Raw genomic sequence first — 16,274 nt, 5'->3', positions numbered from 1 at the left:
CTGCAAAAAGACAAGTTATCACAGGCGTACTAAGCGTGATCATCATTAGATATCTGGTTCGGGAAACGCTCAAAAGCCAGCTGGCTATCCTCTTCATCCTGCTACTTATCTTCTTTTGCCAGAAGTTAGTGCGGATTTTGGGAGCTGCGGTGGATGGCGAAATTCCAACAAACTTAGTTCTGACATTGTTAGGACTTGGCGTGCCTGAAATGGCACAACTTATCCTGCCCCTAAGCCTGTTTCTGGCGATTTTAATGACCCTTGGGCGGCTGTACACCGAAAGTGAAATCACGGTGATGCATGCCTGCGGCCTGGGGAAAAGTGTGCTGATCAAAGCCGCGATGATTCTGATGCTGTTCACATCGATTGTGGCGGCGGTCAACGTCATTTGGTTAGGGCCATGGTCCTCACGTTATCAGCAGGAAGTGACGCAAAACGCCAAAGCGAACCCAGGCGCGGCGGCGCTGGCAGCTGGACAGTTCCAGACCTCCAGCGACGGTAATGCGGTGCTGTTTGTTGAAAATGTGAAGGGCAACCATTTCGGTAACGTGTTCCTGGCTCAGCTGCGTCCGAAAGGCAATGCGCGTCCATCGGTGGTGCTGGCTGACAGCGGTCACATGGAGCAGCACAAAGATGGGTCACAAGTGGTAACGCTGGATAAAGGCACGCGTTTTGAAGGCACCGCCTTGCTGCGTGACTTCCGTATTACCGACTTCGTCAACTATCAGGCGGTTGTAGGCTACAAAGAAGCCACGCTCGATCCGAACGATGCCGATCAGGCGGATATCAGCACGCTGTTCCAGAACAAAACCCCGCAGTTCCAGGCGGAGTTGCACTGGCGCTTAACGCTGGTGTTCGCGGTGCTGATTATGGCGTTGATGGTGGTGCCGCTCAGCGTGGTTAACCCGCGTCAGGGCCGCGTGCTGTCGATGCTGCCTGCCATGCTGCTGTACCTGATCTTCTTCTTGCTGCAGAGTTCTCTGCGTTCCAACGCCGCGAAAGGCCGCTTCGATCCGGCTATCTGGATGTGGGTGGTGAACTTCTCCTATCTGGCGCTGGCGGTGCTGCTGAACCTGTGGGATACCGTGCCGATGCGTCGCATCCGTGCGCGCTTTAGCCGTGGAGGATCGGTCTGATGTTTAAGGTTCTTGACCGCTATATCGGCAAAACCATCTTCAACACCATCATGCTGACGCTGTTCATGCTGGTGTCGCTGTCGGGCATTATCAAGTTCGTTGATCAGCTGCGTAAAACCGGGCAGGGCGCATATACCGCGCTGGACGCCGGTTACTACACGCTGCTCAGCGTGCCGAAAGATATCGAAATCTTCTTCCCGATGGCGGCGCTGCTGGGCGCATTGCTGGGTTTGGGCACGCTGGCGCAGCGTAGCGAACTGGTGGTGATGCAGGCATCGGGCTTCACCCGCATGCAGGTGGCGCTTGCGGTGATGAAAACGGCGATTCCGCTGGTGCTGTTAACCATGGCGGTGGGCGAATTTGTTGCGCCGCAGGGCGAACAGATGGCGCGTAACTACCGCGCACAGCAGCTTTACGGCGGCTCGCTGGTCTCGACGCAAAACGGTCTGTGGGCGAAGGACGGCAACGACTTCATCTACATCGAGCGCATCAAAGGTGATAACGAAATTGATGGCGTCAGCATCTACAAGTTCAGCGATCAACGCCGTTTGCTGAGTGTTCGCTATGCGGCGAGTGCTACCTGGAATGCGGATAAAAAGCTGTGGGCGCTGTCGCAGGTCGATGAATCGGATCTGCAAGACGCCAAACAGATTACCGGCTCGCAAACGCTGAGCGGCGAATGGAAAACCAACCTGACGCCCGATAAGCTCGGCGTGGTGGCGCTGGATCCGGACGCGCTGTCGATCACCGGCCTGTATAACTACAGCAAATACCTCAAGCAGAGCGGCCAGGTTTCAGGACGCTACCAGCTCAATATGTGGAGCAAAATCTTCCAGCCGCTGTCAGTGGCGGTGATGATGCTAATGGCGCTGTCGTTTATCTTTGGTCCGCTGCGTAGCGTATCAATGGGCGTGCGCGTGGTGACGGGGATTAGCTTTGGTTTCCTGTTCTACGTGCTGGATCAGATCTTTGGTCCGCTGAGTCTGGTGTACGGTTTGCCGCCGATTCTGGGTGCGATTTTGCCAAGCGGCGCGTTCTTCGCCATCAGTTTGTTCCTGCTGATGAAACGCCGTTAAGCCTTGTAGGGTCGCCATTTATGGCGACCTTTTTACTGAATACGCTCGATCCACCCCGGCACCTGCGACAACAAATACAAAATCAGCCCAATCGTCCCGCCAACCAGCGTGCCGTTAATGCGGATAAACTGCAGGTCGCGACCAATATTCAGCTCAATTTGCTGTGACATATCGCGGGCGTCCCAGCTTTTCACCGTATCGCTAATGTGGCGCGTCAGGAAGGCAGCAAACTCCGGCGCGACGCTACGTGCAGCGTCTTCGAGATGCTGATTCATAGAAGCGCGCAGCGCTTCATCGGCCGCCAGAGTTTCGCCCAGCCACAGCGCAGCCAGCCTGACGCGCTCCTGCACCCGCGAATCCTCGCTGTTCAGATCGTCTTTCAGCCAGCCACGTAAATCCTGCCACAGCTCACCAATGTAGCGATTGAACGACTCATCTTCCTTCAGCCAGCTCTTGATGGTTTCGGCGCGTTCCGCCATCTCAGGATCGCTTTTCAGCCGCTCAATCAGGCGCTGCACCGCGCGGTCAAAGCCGAGACGTAACTCATGTCCCTGATCGAGCGCCACTTGGTCAAGTATCGAATCCACCGCATTCGCCACCAAATCGGCGCTGTGCTCGCCAAGCCATTCGGTCGGCAACATTTTGGCTTTAATCGGATGCTCGCGCTTCAGCCAGCGCACAATCTGCGCGGCGATAAACTCGCGCGTACCGGGCTTGTGCAGCAAGCGCAGCAGCTGTTGTACTGCCGCATCCAGCAGCTCCTGATGACGATTATTTTTCGTCAGGCTATCCAGCAGCAGCGCGCTGGATTGGGTGAGATCGACCTTATCCAACGCGCGATGCACTGCACGGCGCAGAAAACGCTGAATGCGTTGATCATCGGTGAGATCGAGAAAACCGCGCATCACCTGCAACAGATGGCGACCAATGCGATCGGCGTTGCCCGGCGTGTTCAGCCACTGCGCCAGCATCTGCGACGGATCGTGGCGGCGAATCAGCGCCAGCAGCGAATCGGTATCGAGGAATTTCTCCTGCACGAAGCGCCCCAGATTCTCGCCAATGCGATCTTTATTGCGCGGAATAATCGCCGTATGACGCGAGATAAACGGCACCGGCACGCGGCGGAACAGCGCCACCACCGCGAACCAGTCGGCTAATGCGCCGACCATCGCCGCTTCGGCAATCGCCTTCAGCCCGAGTACCCAAAAGTTGGGGGGCAAAAACAGCGTTACCACAAAAGTCGCTGCCGCAATCAGCAGCAGCGACAGCGCCAGACGTTTGCTGCGTTTGAGTTGTTGATATTTATCCATAAATCCTTTGTAGGGGAGGCATTCATGCCTCCCATTTTAGAGGGTCGCAAAGAGTTTCTAGCGGCGACGTCCGCCTAACAAACTGCCGAGCACACCACGAATGATCTGATTGGTGACCTGACGCGCGGCACTTTTCGCCACGCTCTGCACCACGCCGTCACGCTTGCCGCCGCGCGGGCCGGTGCTGCCGAACAAGATGTCCTTCAGGCCGCCGAGAATGCCGTCATCGACGGCAACATTGTTGCCTTTGGCTTCCGGCGCATTGGCTTGCTGTGTGGTTGCCTGCACGCCTTTTTGCAGCATTTCGAATGCGGATTCGCGATCCACTTCGGTGTCGTATTTACCGTACAGCGGCGAGTTGTTGATCAGGCCGTTACGTTCATCCTGGCTTACCGGCCCCATGCGCGAGCCGGGCGCAATCACCATCGCCCGCTGCACCATTGATGGACTGCCTTTTTCATCGAGGAAGGAGATCAGTGCTTCGCCAGTGCCGAGCGCCTGAATCGCCTCGACGGTATCAAACGCCGGATTGGCGCGCATGGTTTCGGCGGCGCTTTTTACCGCTTTCTGATCTTTCGGCGTAAAGGCGCGCAGCGCGTGCTGCACGCGGTTGCCGAGCTGGCCCAGCACGTTGTCGGGAATATCGGCGGGATTTTGCGTAACGAAATAGACGCCAACGCCTTTCGAGCGGATCAGGCGAATCACCTGCTCCACTTTCTCCAGCAGCACCGGCGGCGCGTCGGTAAACAGCAGATGCGCTTCGTCGAAAAAGAACACCATTTTCGGCTTATCAAGATCGCCAGCTTCGGGCAAGTGCTCATACAGCTCGGCCAGCAGCCACAGCAGGCTGGTGGCGTAGAGTTTCGGCATTTGATAGAGCTTTTCCGCCGAGAGGATGTTGATAAAGCCTTTGCCGTTGCTGTCGCAGCGCATCCAGTCGCGGATATCCAGCATCGGCTCGCCAAAGAAGTGCTCGGCGCCTTGCTGCTCCAGCGCCAGCAATCCGCGCTGAATCGCCCCAACGGATGCGCTGTTGATGTTGCCATATTGCGTCTGGAAGGCCTTCGCGTTGTCGCCGATGTACTGCGTCATGGCGCGCAGATCTTTGAAATCCAGCAGCAACAAGCCCTGATCGTCGGCGATGCGGAAGATGATTTGCAGTACGCCCGATTGCACCTCGTTGAGGTTGAGCAGACGCGCCAGCAGCAGCGGGCCGAGATCGGAGACCGTGGCGCGTACCGGATGGCCTTGCTGACCAAAAATATCCCACACCATCACCGGATTTTTCTGCGCCTGCCAGTCGGTAACGCCAATCTTCGCCAGACGCGCCAGCAGCTTCTCTGAACCTTCACCCGCAGCGGAAATGCCAGTGAGATCGCCTTTCACATCGGCCATAAACACCGGCACGCCGATATCGGAGAAGGATTCCGCCAGCTTTTGCAGCGTGACGGTTTTACCGGTGCCGGTGGCGCCAGTGATCAAACCGTGGCGGTTGGCCATGTTGGAGAGAAGATGCAGTTGAACGTCAGGCGTTTGGGCAATCAGTAACGGAGTGGTCATGATTTTTTCGCTCTCAGGCAATAGGTTATGCCAGAAAGGATAGCAAGCGGCGCGGTGTATCGCGTAATGTTTGTCAGTCGAGATTCATAACGGTCGCCATTCATGGCGACCCTACGGTTTTGTAGGGTGCGCATGTATGCGTACCGAACAATAACGCTGAAATGAGATTACTTCTGCACCGTATCAAAAAACAGCAAACTCACGCCAATCCCTTGCTGCACATGATTCACGTTATTACGCACCGCCACCTGCTGCGCGCCCTGCAGCGTCACAACGAACGGTGAGTTCTGCTGCACGGTTTTCTGCAAATCGGTATAGAGCGCGCGGCGCTTACTAGCATCGCTCTCACCGGCTGCAGCGCGGGTTTTCGCGCTCAGATCCGGAATATCCCAGCCGACGCGCCAGGCCAGGGTTTTGGAACCGCCTGGCACGTTATACGCAAAGGCGCTGGCGTTGGTGTTCGGATCGACATAGTCCGCGCCCCAATAGATGAAGATCGACTGGAAATCGCGACCGCGCATTTTGCTCCACAGCTCGGATTCCGCTACCGGCTGCAATTCAATCTGCACATCCGCTTTGGCAAAGCTGGCCTGCAGCGCCTGTGCTACGTCAATGTAGGGCGGCTGATTGATCACCGTCAGCGCAAACTTCGTTCCCGGTTTGATGCCGCCTTTGGCTAAAATCTCTTTGGCTTTCGCCACATCGTAGTGGAACGGCTGATCGTCCAGCGCGCCGTCAAAACCTTGTGGCAGGAAGCTCTGATGAATGCGGTACTGACCTTTCAGCAAATCCTTCGAGATGGAATTGTAATCCACTAGCCAGCGCGCGGCTTGCCACAGCGCCGGATTGCCTAATGCCGGTTGCGCTTTGTCTTTGGTATTGAAACCGAGGTAGTAAACCAGGCTGGATGGGAAGGCCTCAATGCGCAGGTTTTTGTCGCTCTTCAGCGCATCAATCTGGTCCGGGCCGAGCTGGTACGCCACATCGACATCGCCTTGCTGAATCAGCAGACGACGCGCACCGGCATCCGCCACGCCTTTCAGCAGAATGCGTTTCAGCTTAGGCTGCGGATTAGCTTGTTGGTTGGCGCTCAGCACCAGCGCCTGCTGCGGCACATATTGCTGAATGGTAAAGGCGCCGCTGCCGGCGGAGTTGGTATGCAGCCAGCCGTTGCCAAAATCGTTATTGGCGACGTGTTGCTGCACGGTTTTGCTATCTACCACCGAGGCAACCGGCGCGGTCAGCAGACGCAGCGCCAGGTTCTGACCAATCTGCGCCGGCCACTGAATCTCCAGCTGATGGTCATTCAGCACTTTGAACTGGCTGGCGATGTTTTCCCTGGTCCAGCCAAATTCGGCGAGGATGAAAGAGGGCGCTTTGTTCAGCTGCACCGCGCGCGTCAGTGAGAAGATCACATCCTGCGCGGTCAACGGATTGCCGCTGGAAAAGTGCGCGTCGGGTTTGATGTTGAACACTAAGCTGTGCGGCGTGCTGCCTTGTTGCCAGTTGGTGGCCAGCAGCGGTGCCAGTTTTTGTGGATCATTGCGATCCGCCTCCACTAACGTTTGGTAGATGTTGCGCTGCACGCTGTTACTGACGGTTTCGAAGCTTTCAGCGGGGTCGAAGCTAATAATGCCGTCGAGCGGGACGGCGACGACAAGGGTATCTTTCGGTGTGGCGGCGTGCAGTGCAAAGCTGCTGCCCCATAAAGCGACGAGCAAAATCAGTGAGCGCATTATTATTGTCCTGAGTGATAGATAAATTCACTCTATCTCTGCCGTCGCGTTGGCAAAATGCCGGTTTGTTCTGAGCTGTGCCGGAAAATAACAATTGATTACCTTGAGGTATTATTACGTTTATTTTGTGCGCGACTTGTCATTTCCACGAAATAGATCGTTCATCTGCTGGTCAATAAAGTAAATAGGATGTTATAAATGAGAATAATTCTCTGGTATGGAAGTATGATTTTTTTTCATTGATTCATTTCTGCGATTATTTACTTTCGCGATAATACCTGGTCAAATGCCCACTGATTAGTGCCAATATCCCATCAAATGTACGGTTAAAACCGTGTTTTTCGCCTCGAAAGCCTTTTACCAAGCCTTAACCTAAATTCAACATGATGATTGAATTTCATCAAAACACATCCTTAATTGAATTTTTACATTCAGAAATACCTATATCCCTAAGATTGCCAGGTTATTTACCGATTTATAAAGCTATTAACAAAAATAATTATCTTTCTTAGCAAGTGAGAGTCTTCGCGCCATGCTTCTAAATAAACCGACCACCAGACGTAAGTTTTTACTTGGGTCGCTTCTGGCTTTGCCATTAAGTGACCTGGTATTTAAGGGATTGACTGCGGCGCAAGCTGCGGAAATGGCAGCACCTGAGCTCGCCGACTATAAACCGATCTTTTTCAGTGCCGATGAGTGGCAATTTATTCTGGCCGCAGCCGATCGTCTGATCCCCGCCGGCGGCAAAGGTAAAGCGCCAGGTGCACTGGAAACCAACGTACCGATCTTTATCGATCAGCAGTTGCACAGCCCGGAGTTCGGGGCAGAGATCTACATGCAAGGTCCTTTCAACGTGCATGCGCCTGCCACCATGGGTTATCAAATCCCGTTCACGCCACAGCAGATGTACCAAACCGGTATCAAGCTGGTGAATCAATGGACGCAAAGCAACTTCCAGAAACCGTTCCATGAGCTGTCACTGGAAGAGAAAGATGCCGTCCTCACCAAAGTGAACAAAAACGACGGTATCGACTTCGCCGCGCTGGGCGAAGAGAACCTGAAAGCCTCGCAGTTCTTCGGCCAACTGCTTGCAGATACCAAACACGGCTACCTCGCTGACCCGATGTACGGCGGCAACAAAGGCATGAAAGCCTGGATTGCCATCGGCTTCCCGGGCGCACGCGCCAGCTTTACCGAATGGGTGAAGCAGCACAACGTGCCGTACCCGCTGGGACCGGTCAGCCTCTTGGGTGAAAGCGCGTAAGCACACCCCCGTTTTTGGTATGTGAGACAGGATTAACATGGCACAGATTACAAAGAAAGAAGTCGACGTCGTCGTTTGCGGCCTCGGCTGGGCCGGCTCGTTGATGAGTATCGAACTGGCGATGGCGGGACTCGAAGTGCGCGCATTAGAGCGCGGCGGCGAGCGTGATTACCCGGATTTCGCCTATCCGAAACCGGCCGATGAATACGCCTACAACGTGCGTAACAAAGTGTTCGCTACCCCGAAAGAAGTGGCGGTTACCGTGCGTTACAACAGCAGCCAGACGGCGTTGCCTACCCGTAAATGGGGCGCGTTTGCGCCGGGTACCGGCGTGGGTGGTGCGGGCATGCACTGGACGGCGGTGCTGATTCGTCCAACCCCAACCGATATCAAGCTGAAAACCTACGTCGATGAGGCCTACAAGCCAGGCATCCTGCAGGAAGATATGCGCGTGATGGACTTCCCGTTCACCTGGGAAGAGATCGAGCCGTATTACTACAAGTTTGAGCTGATCTGCGGTCAATCGGGTAACACCGGCAACCTGCGCGGTCAGATTCTGCCGGGCGGCGATCCGTTTGAAGGCCCTCGCTCTGAACCTTATCCGTTGCCTGCGCTGGAAGACACGCTGAACAACGTGATGTTCAAAGAAGCGGCTACCAAGCTGGGTTATCATCCGTTCCCGAACCCTTCTGCCTGCGTATCGCGCGCGTGGAAAAACCCGTACGGCAACCAGATCGCGCCGTGTAACTACTGCGGCTACTGCTCGAAATATCCGTGCCTCAACTACTCAAAAGCCTCACCACAAACTGCGGTGATGGATGCGCTGAAGCGCATGCCAAACTTCTCTTACGAAGTGCATGCCGAAGTGGTGAAAGTGGTGCTGCACGACGACCAGAAAACTGCCAAGGGCGTGATTTATTACGATGTGGACGGCAACGAAGTATTCCAGCCGGCGAAGATCGTGGTGCTTTCCAGCTTCCAGCTCTACAACGTGCGCCTGATGCTGCTCTCCGGTATCGGCAAGCCGTATAACCCAATCACCGAAGAGGGTGTGGTAGGGCGTAACTACGCGTTCCTGTCGAACGGCGGCGCAACCCTGTTCTTCAAAGACAAAAACTTCAATTCTTACGCCACCGCAGGCGCCACCGGCCAGATGTTCAACGACATCTCACCAGGCAACTTCGACGGTCCGGGCCTTGGCTTCCTGGGCGGCGCCAAGATCCACAGTTCGCAGGCCACCGGTACGCCAATGGCCGCTGCGTTGCCGAAAGGCACACCGAGCTGGGGCATGGGTTACAAGGAAGGTCTGGAGGAGTGGTACAACCATTCCATGAAGATCAGCATCACCACCACGTGCCAGTCGTACCGCGATATCTATCTGGATCTGGATCCAAACTACACTGACCATCGCGGTCAGCCGTTGCTGCGTATGACGTTCAACTGGAAAGAGAACGAACTGAAGCTGCAACAGCATCTGAAAGGCATCGTTGGCAACATCGCCAAAGAGCTGAACCCAGACAGCATGAGCATGAGCTTCCTGCCGATGGGCGCGGACTTTGACCTCACCAAATACGTTTCGACCCACAACGTGGGCGGCGCGGTGATGGGCGATAACCCGAAAACCTCTGCACTGAACAAGTACCTGCAGAGCTGGGATGTTCATAACGTGTTTGTGCCGGGCGGCAACGCCTTCCCGCAAAACTTCCAGGCGAACCCGACCGATACCATCGGCGCGATCACCTTGATGGCGGCACAAGCGATTAAAGAACATTATCTGAAAAATCCCGGTCCACTGGTACAGGCATAAGCGCATGAAATTAAAATCATTGTTAATCGCCAACGCCGTGCTGCTGGGCAGCTTTGCATTGCAGGCACACGCGGAAGATGAAGCTCAATTGATCAAGCAGGGTGAATACCTGTCGCGTCTCGGCGACTGTATGGCGTGCCATACGGTTTCTGGTAAAGGGGATTACGCCGGTGGTTTGGCGATTGAGTCGAATCTCGGCACCATTTACTCCACCAACATCACGCCGGACAAAGAGCACGGCATCGGCAACTACAGCGAGCAGCAGTTCTCGGACGCGGTGCGCAAAGGCGTGTTGCCGAACGGGTCGCGTCTCTATCCGGCGATGCCGTATCCGGATTACGCCAAGATTTCCGATGCCGATATGCACGCGCTGTATGTCTACTTCATGAAAGGCGTGAAGCCGAGCAGCGAGCAGCCGCCGGAAACCGATCTGAGCTTCCCGTTCAGCCAGCGCTGGGGCATGCGCTTCTGGAACTGGGCGTTTACCTCTGACAAGCCGTTCCAGCCGATTGGCGGTGCGTCAGAAGAGGTCAATCGCGGCGCTTATATCGTAGAAAGCCTGGGTCACTGCGGCAGCTGCCATACGCCACGCGGCCTCGGCATGAACGAGAAGGCGCTGGATAGCGGCGACGATCAGTTCCTTGCCGGTGGCAGCCTGAACAACTGGGATGTGCCGTCACTGCGTGGCTTGCCGCGCTGGAGCGAGCAGGAGATCGTCGATTACCTGCAAACCGGTCGTAACGACAAAGCAGCGGTGGGCGGTGAGATGAAGTCGGTGATTGAGCACTCGAGCTCGCACATGACAGATGCTGACCTGAAAGCGGTTGCCTCCTACCTGAAGTTCCTTGGCGGCAACCCGGCGCTGCAGGCGTATGACGTGAAGAAACAGCAGGCGACGGAAGCGAAACTGACTGCCGCGAAAGGTTTGTCGGAAGGTGAGCGTCTGTATATCGACAACTGCGGCGCTTGCCACTTTGTCACCGGTAAAGGCGCGCCGGGGATCTTCCCGGAGCTGGATCAGGCGACGATCGTCAATGCCAAAGATCCAAGCGGTTTGATCCACACCATTCTGGCCGGTGCGCAGCAGCCATCGACCGAGAAGGCGCCATCAACGCTGGCGATGCCAGGTTTTGCTAAGCGTCTGGATGATGATCAAGTGGCTAAACTGGCGACCTTTATTCGTCAGGGCTGGAGCAACAATGCGCCAGCGGTGACGAAAGATCAGGTAGCAGAAGTACGTAAAACGTTGAAATAAAACCGTAGGGTCGCCATTCATGGCGACCTTTCTTTATGCCACGACCGAATGATAATTGTGAATCACTTCTAACACGCCGTTAATCACGAACTGCACGCCCATACATACCAGCAAAAAGCCCATCAAACGTGAAATCGCTTCGATCCCGCCCTTACCTACCAGCTTCATGATGGCGCCGGAACTGCGCAGTGAAATCCACAGAATCACCGACACGGTCAGAAATATCAGCACCGGCGCAACGGCAACTACCCACGCCGGGAAGTCCACACCCGATTTAACCGTCGACGCGGAACTGATGATCATCGCGATGGTGCCCGGCCCAGCGGTGCTCGGCATCGCCAGCGGTACAAACGCGATGTTGACGCTTTCGCGGTTGTTATCGGTCGCGTCCAGCTCATCCTGCTTATGCTCGGCTTCGACCGAATGCCCCACCGGTTTCGCCGGAAACAGCATACGAAAACCGATAAACGCCACAATCAATCCGCCCGCCATGCGCAGGCCGGGAATCGAGATACCAAAGGTGTGCAGCACCGCGCTGCCGGCGTACCACGCCACCATCATGATCAGGAACACGTAGATCGAGGCCTGCATTGCCTGGCGATTACGCTCCTGGAAGTTCATCTCACCGGCCAGGCCGAGAAACAGCGCCACGGTAGTCAGCGGATTGGCGAGCGGCAAAAGCACCACCAATCCCAGCCCGATGGCTTTAAACAATTCCAGCATGAAATGTCCTCAGAATTCCAGGTCGCCATAAATGGCGACCCTACAAATGCGGCGATGCCCTCCGTAGGGTCGCCATTTATGGCGACCGTGTCAGACGTCGCACCTACCCGAACATCAATGCTTCGGCGTATCCAGTGCCTCGATCAGCTCGGGGAAGAAATCCTGCAGCAGTTCCGGCGTCATCAGTTCGGGATAGTTGATCAAATGCTCACGAATGCGCTCATTCACATCGGGCAGCAAACGCTGGGCGGCGTCTTGCGCGCTGATCTTCTTCTGCTTCATCAGGCGCAGCACATCATCCGGCAGATTGTCTTCATCTTCGACTTCATCCACACCTTCGAGATCGTCCAGCTCATCCAGCAGATCCATCAAGGCTTCAATCTGCGGCGTGCGTGACTGGTATTCGGATGGCTGCTCATTCTCCAGATAACGCAGCAGCGCGCGCACCGGTGAACCATCGGGTTCGGCGGGCGGTTCGTTGGCGAACCAGGTCAAAAGGTCGTGCTGAGTGACCTGATGGACGTGATAACCGTTATCCACCAACTCATCGGCGAGGATATCGGCGGTATCGTGCTCAATCAGGCAAATGTGGGTGCGATTAGGCGTGAACTGTTCCAGCCACTGATAAATCTCTTCAATTACGCTGTCGTCGTAAATAAAGGTTTGGCTGAGATAGCTGTCATCCTGCTGGTGAACGCAGATGTGAATCTGGTCGGGATCGAAGTAAATCGCAATGTTGATGCCTTTCATGTGCGCTGTCCTGTGTGGTGCAAAATCTCACTATAGCCTCAGGCAGCGCAGATGAACATGGTGGTGCCAGCAGCATCGGCTACTGGCGGTAAAAATTAACGTAAATCAGCACGATCCAACCCATAAGCGCTGTCCAGTGCGCCCGGCGTCATCTGCGACAGCACCATCAGGCGGTTCCAGGTGTTGATCACCGCGATGCAGAATGTCAGCTCGCTGGTCTCCACTTCAGAGAAGTGCGCGCGCACCTCGTTGTACAGCGCTTCGTCGATGCCGTGATCGCCCAGACGCGTCAGCGCTTCGGTCAGCGCCAGCGCCGCTTTCTCTTTGGCATTGAACAGCGGGGATTCGCGCCAGATCGCCACGTGATGCAGACGCAACTCGCGCTCGCCGTGCAGTTTGGCCTCTTTCACATGCATATCGACGCAGAACGCACACTGATTGAGCTGCGAGGCGCGCAGATCGACCAGATGCTTAATGGTGGTGTCGAGTGACGATTTCCCCAGCGCAGCGGTGGCGTCGCCTAAGGTTTTCACCAGCGTGGGAATGTTTTTGAAATGGTTAACGCGTGAAGTCATGGTGTTGTCCTCTCTGTTCAAAATAGACGTTCAATGGATTGCAGGGCATGCGGTAAAGCGGTGGCGCGACTGACGGGATCGTGTGTGCCGTCAACGCGGATAAACGCCACATCGGTGATGCCGATGTATTCGAGCGCCACGCGGATGTAAGGCGTGAACTGGTCATCCTGCACAAACGGACCGTGGGCAAACATGCTGCCGCTGGCGACGACGCTATACACTTTTTTGTCGTTCACTAATCCGACTTTGCAGCCCTCTGGCGTGAAGGCGAAGGTGCGTCCGGCGCGGGTGATATGGTCAAACCAGGCTTTCAGCACTGAAGGCAAACCGAGGTTCCACATCGGCGATGAGATCACCAGCGTGTCGCAGGCAAACAGCTGATCGACTAAACGCTCCGACGTCTGGATGGCGGCACGTTGCGTTTCATCGCGCTGATCCGGCTGAGTAAAGAAAGCGCCAATCGTAAAGGCATCCAGATGCGGCAGCGGATGTTGCGCCAAATCCAGCACCGTCTCTTCGAGGTCGGCATGCTGCGCCCGCAGCTTCTCCACTAAATGTGCCGAAGCGATGCGCGATGCCGAACCCGCCAAATCGGGGCTGACTTTGATGTGCAGCAGTTTCATTCAATTGTTCCTTAAGCGAGATGGCGATGCATTGCGTGGTTGATGCGTGCATCTTAAACTTCTATGTCTGAGTGAAAAGGGTCAAAAACCGTGAAAACAGGTAGGACATGGTGTGGGATATAAAGAGATTTATGCGCGATATCGCCAGCAGATTCTCGCAGGGCAACTGAAGCCGGGTGACCGCGTCCCGGCGATCCGCACGCTGGCGAGTGAGTTGCGGGTGGCGCGAAAAACGGTGGAAGCCGCCTATGAAATCCTGATCGGCGAAGGCTATTTCGTCAGCCAGGGCGCGAAGGGCACGCGCGTTAATCCAGAATTGATTCTGGCGGCAGCGGCCGAGGAAGCAGTGCTGCCAGCGCCGCCAGCCAGTGATGCTTCACTGCGTGAACCAAAAGGCGAGCTGCGGCTTGGCATCCCGGCACTGGATGAGTTTCCGCATAAAAAGTGGCTGCTGATTTCCGGCAAAGCAGCGCGAACCTTGCGTGCGGATGAGATGATTTTGCCGCCGATCATGGGTTATCAGCCGCTGCGCGAAGCCATCGCCAGCTATCTGAACATCTCGCGTGGGCTCAACTGCCAGCCGGAACAGATCTTTATCACCAGCGGCTATCGCGCCAATCTGCGACTCATTCTGGCGGTGCTGGCGCAGCCGAGCGACAAAGTGATGTTTGAAGATCCTGGCTACTTCTTCGGGCAAAAACTGCTGAAGCGCATCGCGCCGAATCTGCATTACGTGCCAGTCGATCGGCAAGGTATGGATGTGGATTATCTGCTGCGCTATCACGCCGATGCGCGTTTCGCCATCGTCACACCTACGCATCACAGCCCGCTGGCGGTAACCTTATCACTGCCGCGCAAGCATCAATTACTCGAGTGGGCGCAGCACAACGATAGCTGGATCATTGAAGATGATTACGACGGCGAGTTTCACTACACGCGCAAAGTGATTCCGGCGCTGAAAAGCCTCGATGTGTACGATCGGGTGATTTACACCGGTACCTTCAGCAAAACCATGATGCCGGCGATGCGCGTGGGTTATCTGGTGATGCCGAAAGAGACCATTGCGCGCTTCAACGAGCTGGGAGAAATCCTCGAAACCGGCATGTCGCTGCTGCCGCAAAAGATTCTGTCACAGTTCCTGAGCGAAGGGCATTTCTATCGCCACATCAAAAAGATGCGCACTCTTTATCAGCAGCGACGCCGCATGATGCTGGATGCCTTACAGGCGTGTTTCCCGGATGTGTTTGATTTTGAACTGACCGATGGCGGCATGCACATTGTCGCCTTCCTGCCACGCGGCACGCAGGACGCGGCGCTGGCGGAGATTTGGCAGCGGCATCAGCTGCGCGTATTACCGCTTTCCGGCTGGTACATGCAGACGCAGAAACGCTATGGCCTGGTGATTGGCTATACCAATATTCGATCTGTGGAGCAGGCGCGGGAGTTGTTGCAGAGAACGGTGCAGGAGACGCGAGCGTTATTGGGTTAAAGAAAAGGCGCGAGGGACAGCTCGCGCCTTGATAGCGGCGCGTCCTTACATGCCGATATATTTTTTGCCTTGCTTCAGAACCACGTCGCAGGCTTTGGTTTTCAGCTTCTCACCCATCGGCGAGTTGCTCAGACTCTGCAAGTTCAGCTGCTGACCGTTGCCGGTGTTCAGCAAGCCTTGCAAACCCTGCTGGTAATCAGTTTTCTGTGCTTGTGCCGTCGGCGTGCTTAAACCGAGTTTGCTCAGCACCTGGTCCTTCACCGATGACACATTGTTATCCACCACGTTGTGCTGCACGCAATACGACATCACGCCTGCGGCGTTGGTCATGCTGTTGGAGCTCACCGCTTTATCGCCGCCGTTCAGCAGGCCGGTGAGCGATGAGAGCGACATGCCGCCGTTCTGCGTGGTGCTGGTGTTGCTGGTGCTGTTGTTCTGCTGCGACAGCTGCGATGCCGCGCTGCTCAGCTGATCCTGCCAGCTTGCCGCCGATGCGCTTCCCGCAACCATGGCTGCCGCGATGCCCCATCCCCAAATCATGCCTTGTAATTTCATCTCAACCTCGTTGTCTTTTATGTTCTGACTGCGTCAGTTTTGGTTAAGAGAGGTTTGGCAGCGGAAAGTTCCAGTTAAGCGGGCGGATTGGGGCAAATTGGGACCGTTCTGGGTTTTGGTTTTTGAACTTTGGTTAGCGTGATTGACGGTATAACAAGCAGTTATCTGCGAAACGCTGTTTTTTTCAACGCTTAGCACACATCCCCAACGATTCCGGTTGCGCACTCTGCTCGTAACGGTATAATCCCCAACGTTTTCCGCATCCTCTTCAGTGCCGAAGTGGCGAAATCGGTAGACGCAGTTGATTCAAAATCAACCGTAGAGATACGTGCCGGTTCGAGTCCGGCCTTCGGCACCATCGATTGATGCAAAATTAAGTCGCTTATGAGCGGCTTTTTTTGTGTCTGAAATCTGG

Annotated in this window: 14 protein-coding genes and 1 tRNA gene; 7 read left to right on the top strand and 8 right to left on the bottom strand. The window is 55.5% G+C overall.

The features are described 5' to 3' along the window. Positions 1-35: 35 nt before the first annotated feature. A complete protein-coding gene (lptF, locus tag FHW71_RS12055; RefSeq protein WP_179451910.1) occupies positions 36-1,136 on the top strand; it encodes an LPS export ABC transporter permease LptF in 1,101 nt (366 codons plus the stop codon). Next, positions 1,136-2,212: an LPS export ABC transporter permease LptG gene (gene lptG / locus FHW71_RS12050; RefSeq protein ID WP_008104239.1), complete on the top strand. Its 1,077-nt coding sequence runs from the start codon at positions 1,136-1,138 to the stop codon at positions 2,210-2,212. Before lptF ends, lptG begins: the two co-directional genes overlap by 1 nt. Before the next feature lie 32 nt (positions 2,213-2,244). Here lptG and FHW71_RS12045 read toward each other — a convergent pair whose 3' ends face one another. From FHW71_RS12045 to FHW71_RS12035, 3 genes are all read right to left on the bottom strand, one after another. Then, positions 2,245-3,522 (bottom strand): DUF445 domain-containing protein, encoded by a 1,278-nt coding sequence (locus FHW71_RS12045; RefSeq protein WP_154181754.1) that lies wholly within the window; start codon positions 3,520-3,522, stop codon positions 2,245-2,247. A gap of 57 nt (positions 3,523-3,579) precedes the next feature. Continuing rightward, entirely contained in the window at positions 3,580-5,082 is a 1,503-nt protein-coding gene (locus FHW71_RS12040) for a helicase HerA-like C-terminal domain-containing protein (RefSeq protein WP_179451911.1), read from the bottom strand. Positions 5,083-5,249: 167 nt separating this feature from the next. Then, positions 5,250-6,818: an ABC transporter substrate-binding protein gene (locus FHW71_RS12035; protein ID WP_179451912.1), complete on the bottom strand. Its 1,569-nt coding sequence runs from the start codon at positions 6,816-6,818 to the stop codon at positions 5,250-5,252. A 532-nt stretch (positions 6,819-7,350) separates the two neighbouring features. Between FHW71_RS12035 and FHW71_RS12030 the strand changes: the two genes are divergently transcribed. Genes FHW71_RS12030 through FHW71_RS12020 form a run of 3 tightly spaced genes read left to right on the top strand, consistent with a single transcriptional unit; the run spans position 7,351 to position 11,144 of the window. Then, positions 7,351-8,082 carry a gluconate 2-dehydrogenase subunit 3 family protein gene (locus FHW71_RS12030; RefSeq protein ID WP_008104229.1) on the top strand — a complete coding sequence of 244 codons (732 nt, stop codon included), beginning with the start codon at positions 7,351-7,353 and terminating at the stop codon, positions 8,080-8,082. A gap of 37 nt (positions 8,083-8,119) precedes the next feature. Continuing rightward, the gene (locus FHW71_RS12025) at positions 8,120-9,889 is read left to right on the top strand and encodes a GMC family oxidoreductase (protein ID WP_008104227.1); all 1,770 of its coding nucleotides are present in this window, start codon (positions 8,120-8,122) and stop codon (positions 9,887-9,889) included. A gap of 4 nt (positions 9,890-9,893) precedes the next feature. Next, positions 9,894-11,144 (top strand): cytochrome c, encoded by a 1,251-nt coding sequence (locus tag FHW71_RS12020; RefSeq protein WP_179451913.1) that lies wholly within the window; start codon positions 9,894-9,896, stop codon positions 11,142-11,144. Between the two features lie 33 nt (positions 11,145-11,177). Here the strand turns inward: FHW71_RS12020 and FHW71_RS12015 are convergent, their stop codons facing one another. The 4 genes from FHW71_RS12015 to FHW71_RS12000 all read right to left on the bottom strand — a co-directional run bounded on the left by FHW71_RS12015 (position 11,178) and on the right by FHW71_RS12000 (position 13,815). Then, positions 11,178-11,867 carry a MarC family NAAT transporter gene (locus tag FHW71_RS12015; RefSeq protein WP_179451914.1) on the bottom strand — a complete coding sequence of 230 codons (690 nt, stop codon included), beginning with the start codon at positions 11,865-11,867 and terminating at the stop codon, positions 11,178-11,180. Positions 11,868-11,981: 114 nt separating this feature from the next. After that, positions 11,982-12,617, bottom strand: coding sequence for a hypothetical protein (locus FHW71_RS12010; RefSeq protein ID WP_008104221.1), 636 nt, complete (start codon positions 12,615-12,617; stop codon positions 11,982-11,984). Between the two features lie 95 nt (positions 12,618-12,712). Next, positions 12,713-13,192: a carboxymuconolactone decarboxylase family protein gene (locus FHW71_RS12005; RefSeq protein WP_179451915.1), complete on the bottom strand. Its 480-nt coding sequence runs from the start codon at positions 13,190-13,192 to the stop codon at positions 12,713-12,715. 17 nt (positions 13,193-13,209) lie between these two features. Continuing rightward, positions 13,210-13,815 carry an NAD(P)H-dependent oxidoreductase gene (locus FHW71_RS12000; RefSeq protein ID WP_179451916.1) on the bottom strand — a complete coding sequence of 202 codons (606 nt, stop codon included), beginning with the start codon at positions 13,813-13,815 and terminating at the stop codon, positions 13,210-13,212. Between the two features lie 112 nt (positions 13,816-13,927). Here FHW71_RS12000 and FHW71_RS11995 point away from each other — a divergent pair, with 112 nt between their 5' ends. Further along, positions 13,928-15,304 (top strand): PLP-dependent aminotransferase family protein, encoded by a 1,377-nt coding sequence (locus FHW71_RS11995; protein ID WP_179451917.1) that lies wholly within the window; start codon positions 13,928-13,930, stop codon positions 15,302-15,304. A gap of 45 nt (positions 15,305-15,349) precedes the next feature. Here FHW71_RS11995 and FHW71_RS11990 read toward each other — a convergent pair whose 3' ends face one another. Further along, on the bottom strand, positions 15,350-15,859 hold the full coding sequence (locus FHW71_RS11990) for a DUF2501 domain-containing protein (protein WP_179451918.1): 510 nt from the start codon (positions 15,857-15,859) through the stop codon (positions 15,350-15,352). A gap of 273 nt (positions 15,860-16,132) precedes the next feature. On the opposite strand from FHW71_RS11990, the gene FHW71_RS11985 reads away from it, so the two are divergent. After that, a tRNA-Leu gene (locus FHW71_RS11985) sits at positions 16,133-16,217 on the top strand. Positions 16,218-16,274 lie beyond the last annotated feature (57 nt).

Origin of the sequence: Enterobacter sp. Sphag1F, from assembly GCF_014193275.1 — a bacterium.
Taxonomy (GTDB): domain Bacteria; phylum Pseudomonadota; class Gammaproteobacteria; order Enterobacterales; family Enterobacteriaceae; genus Pantoea; species Pantoea symbiotica.
This window is presented reverse-complemented; position numbering and strand designations above follow the sequence as displayed.

Coding starts and splice junctions, on each gene's coding strand:
- lptG (WP_008104239.1), top strand. CDS start 1,136: ATGTTTAAGGTTCTTGACCGCTATATCGGCAAAACCATCTTCAACACC.
- FHW71_RS12045 (WP_154181754.1), bottom strand. CDS start 3,522: ATGGATAAATATCAACAACTCAAACGCAGCAAACGTCTGGCGCTGTCG.
- FHW71_RS12040 (WP_179451911.1), bottom strand. CDS start 5,082: ATGACCACTCCGTTACTGATTGCCCAAACGCCTGACGTTCAACTGCAT.
- FHW71_RS12035 (WP_179451912.1), bottom strand. CDS start 6,818: ATGCGCTCACTGATTTTGCTCGTCGCTTTATGGGGCAGCAGCTTTGCA.
- FHW71_RS12030 (WP_008104229.1), top strand. CDS start 7,351: ATGCTTCTAAATAAACCGACCACCAGACGTAAGTTTTTACTTGGGTCG.
- FHW71_RS12025 (WP_008104227.1), top strand. CDS start 8,120: ATGGCACAGATTACAAAGAAAGAAGTCGACGTCGTCGTTTGCGGCCTC.
- FHW71_RS12020 (WP_179451913.1), top strand. CDS start 9,894: ATGAAATTAAAATCATTGTTAATCGCCAACGCCGTGCTGCTGGGCAGC.
- FHW71_RS12015 (WP_179451914.1), bottom strand. CDS start 11,867: ATGCTGGAATTGTTTAAAGCCATCGGGCTGGGATTGGTGGTGCTTTTG.
- FHW71_RS12010 (WP_008104221.1), bottom strand. CDS start 12,617: ATGAAAGGCATCAACATTGCGATTTACTTCGATCCCGACCAGATTCAC.
- FHW71_RS12005 (WP_179451915.1), bottom strand. CDS start 13,192: ATGACTTCACGCGTTAACCATTTCAAAAACATTCCCACGCTGGTGAAA.
- FHW71_RS12000 (WP_179451916.1), bottom strand. CDS start 13,815: ATGAAACTGCTGCACATCAAAGTCAGCCCCGATTTGGCGGGTTCGGCA.
- FHW71_RS11990 (WP_179451918.1), bottom strand. CDS start 15,859: ATGAAATTACAAGGCATGATTTGGGGATGGGGCATCGCGGCAGCCATG.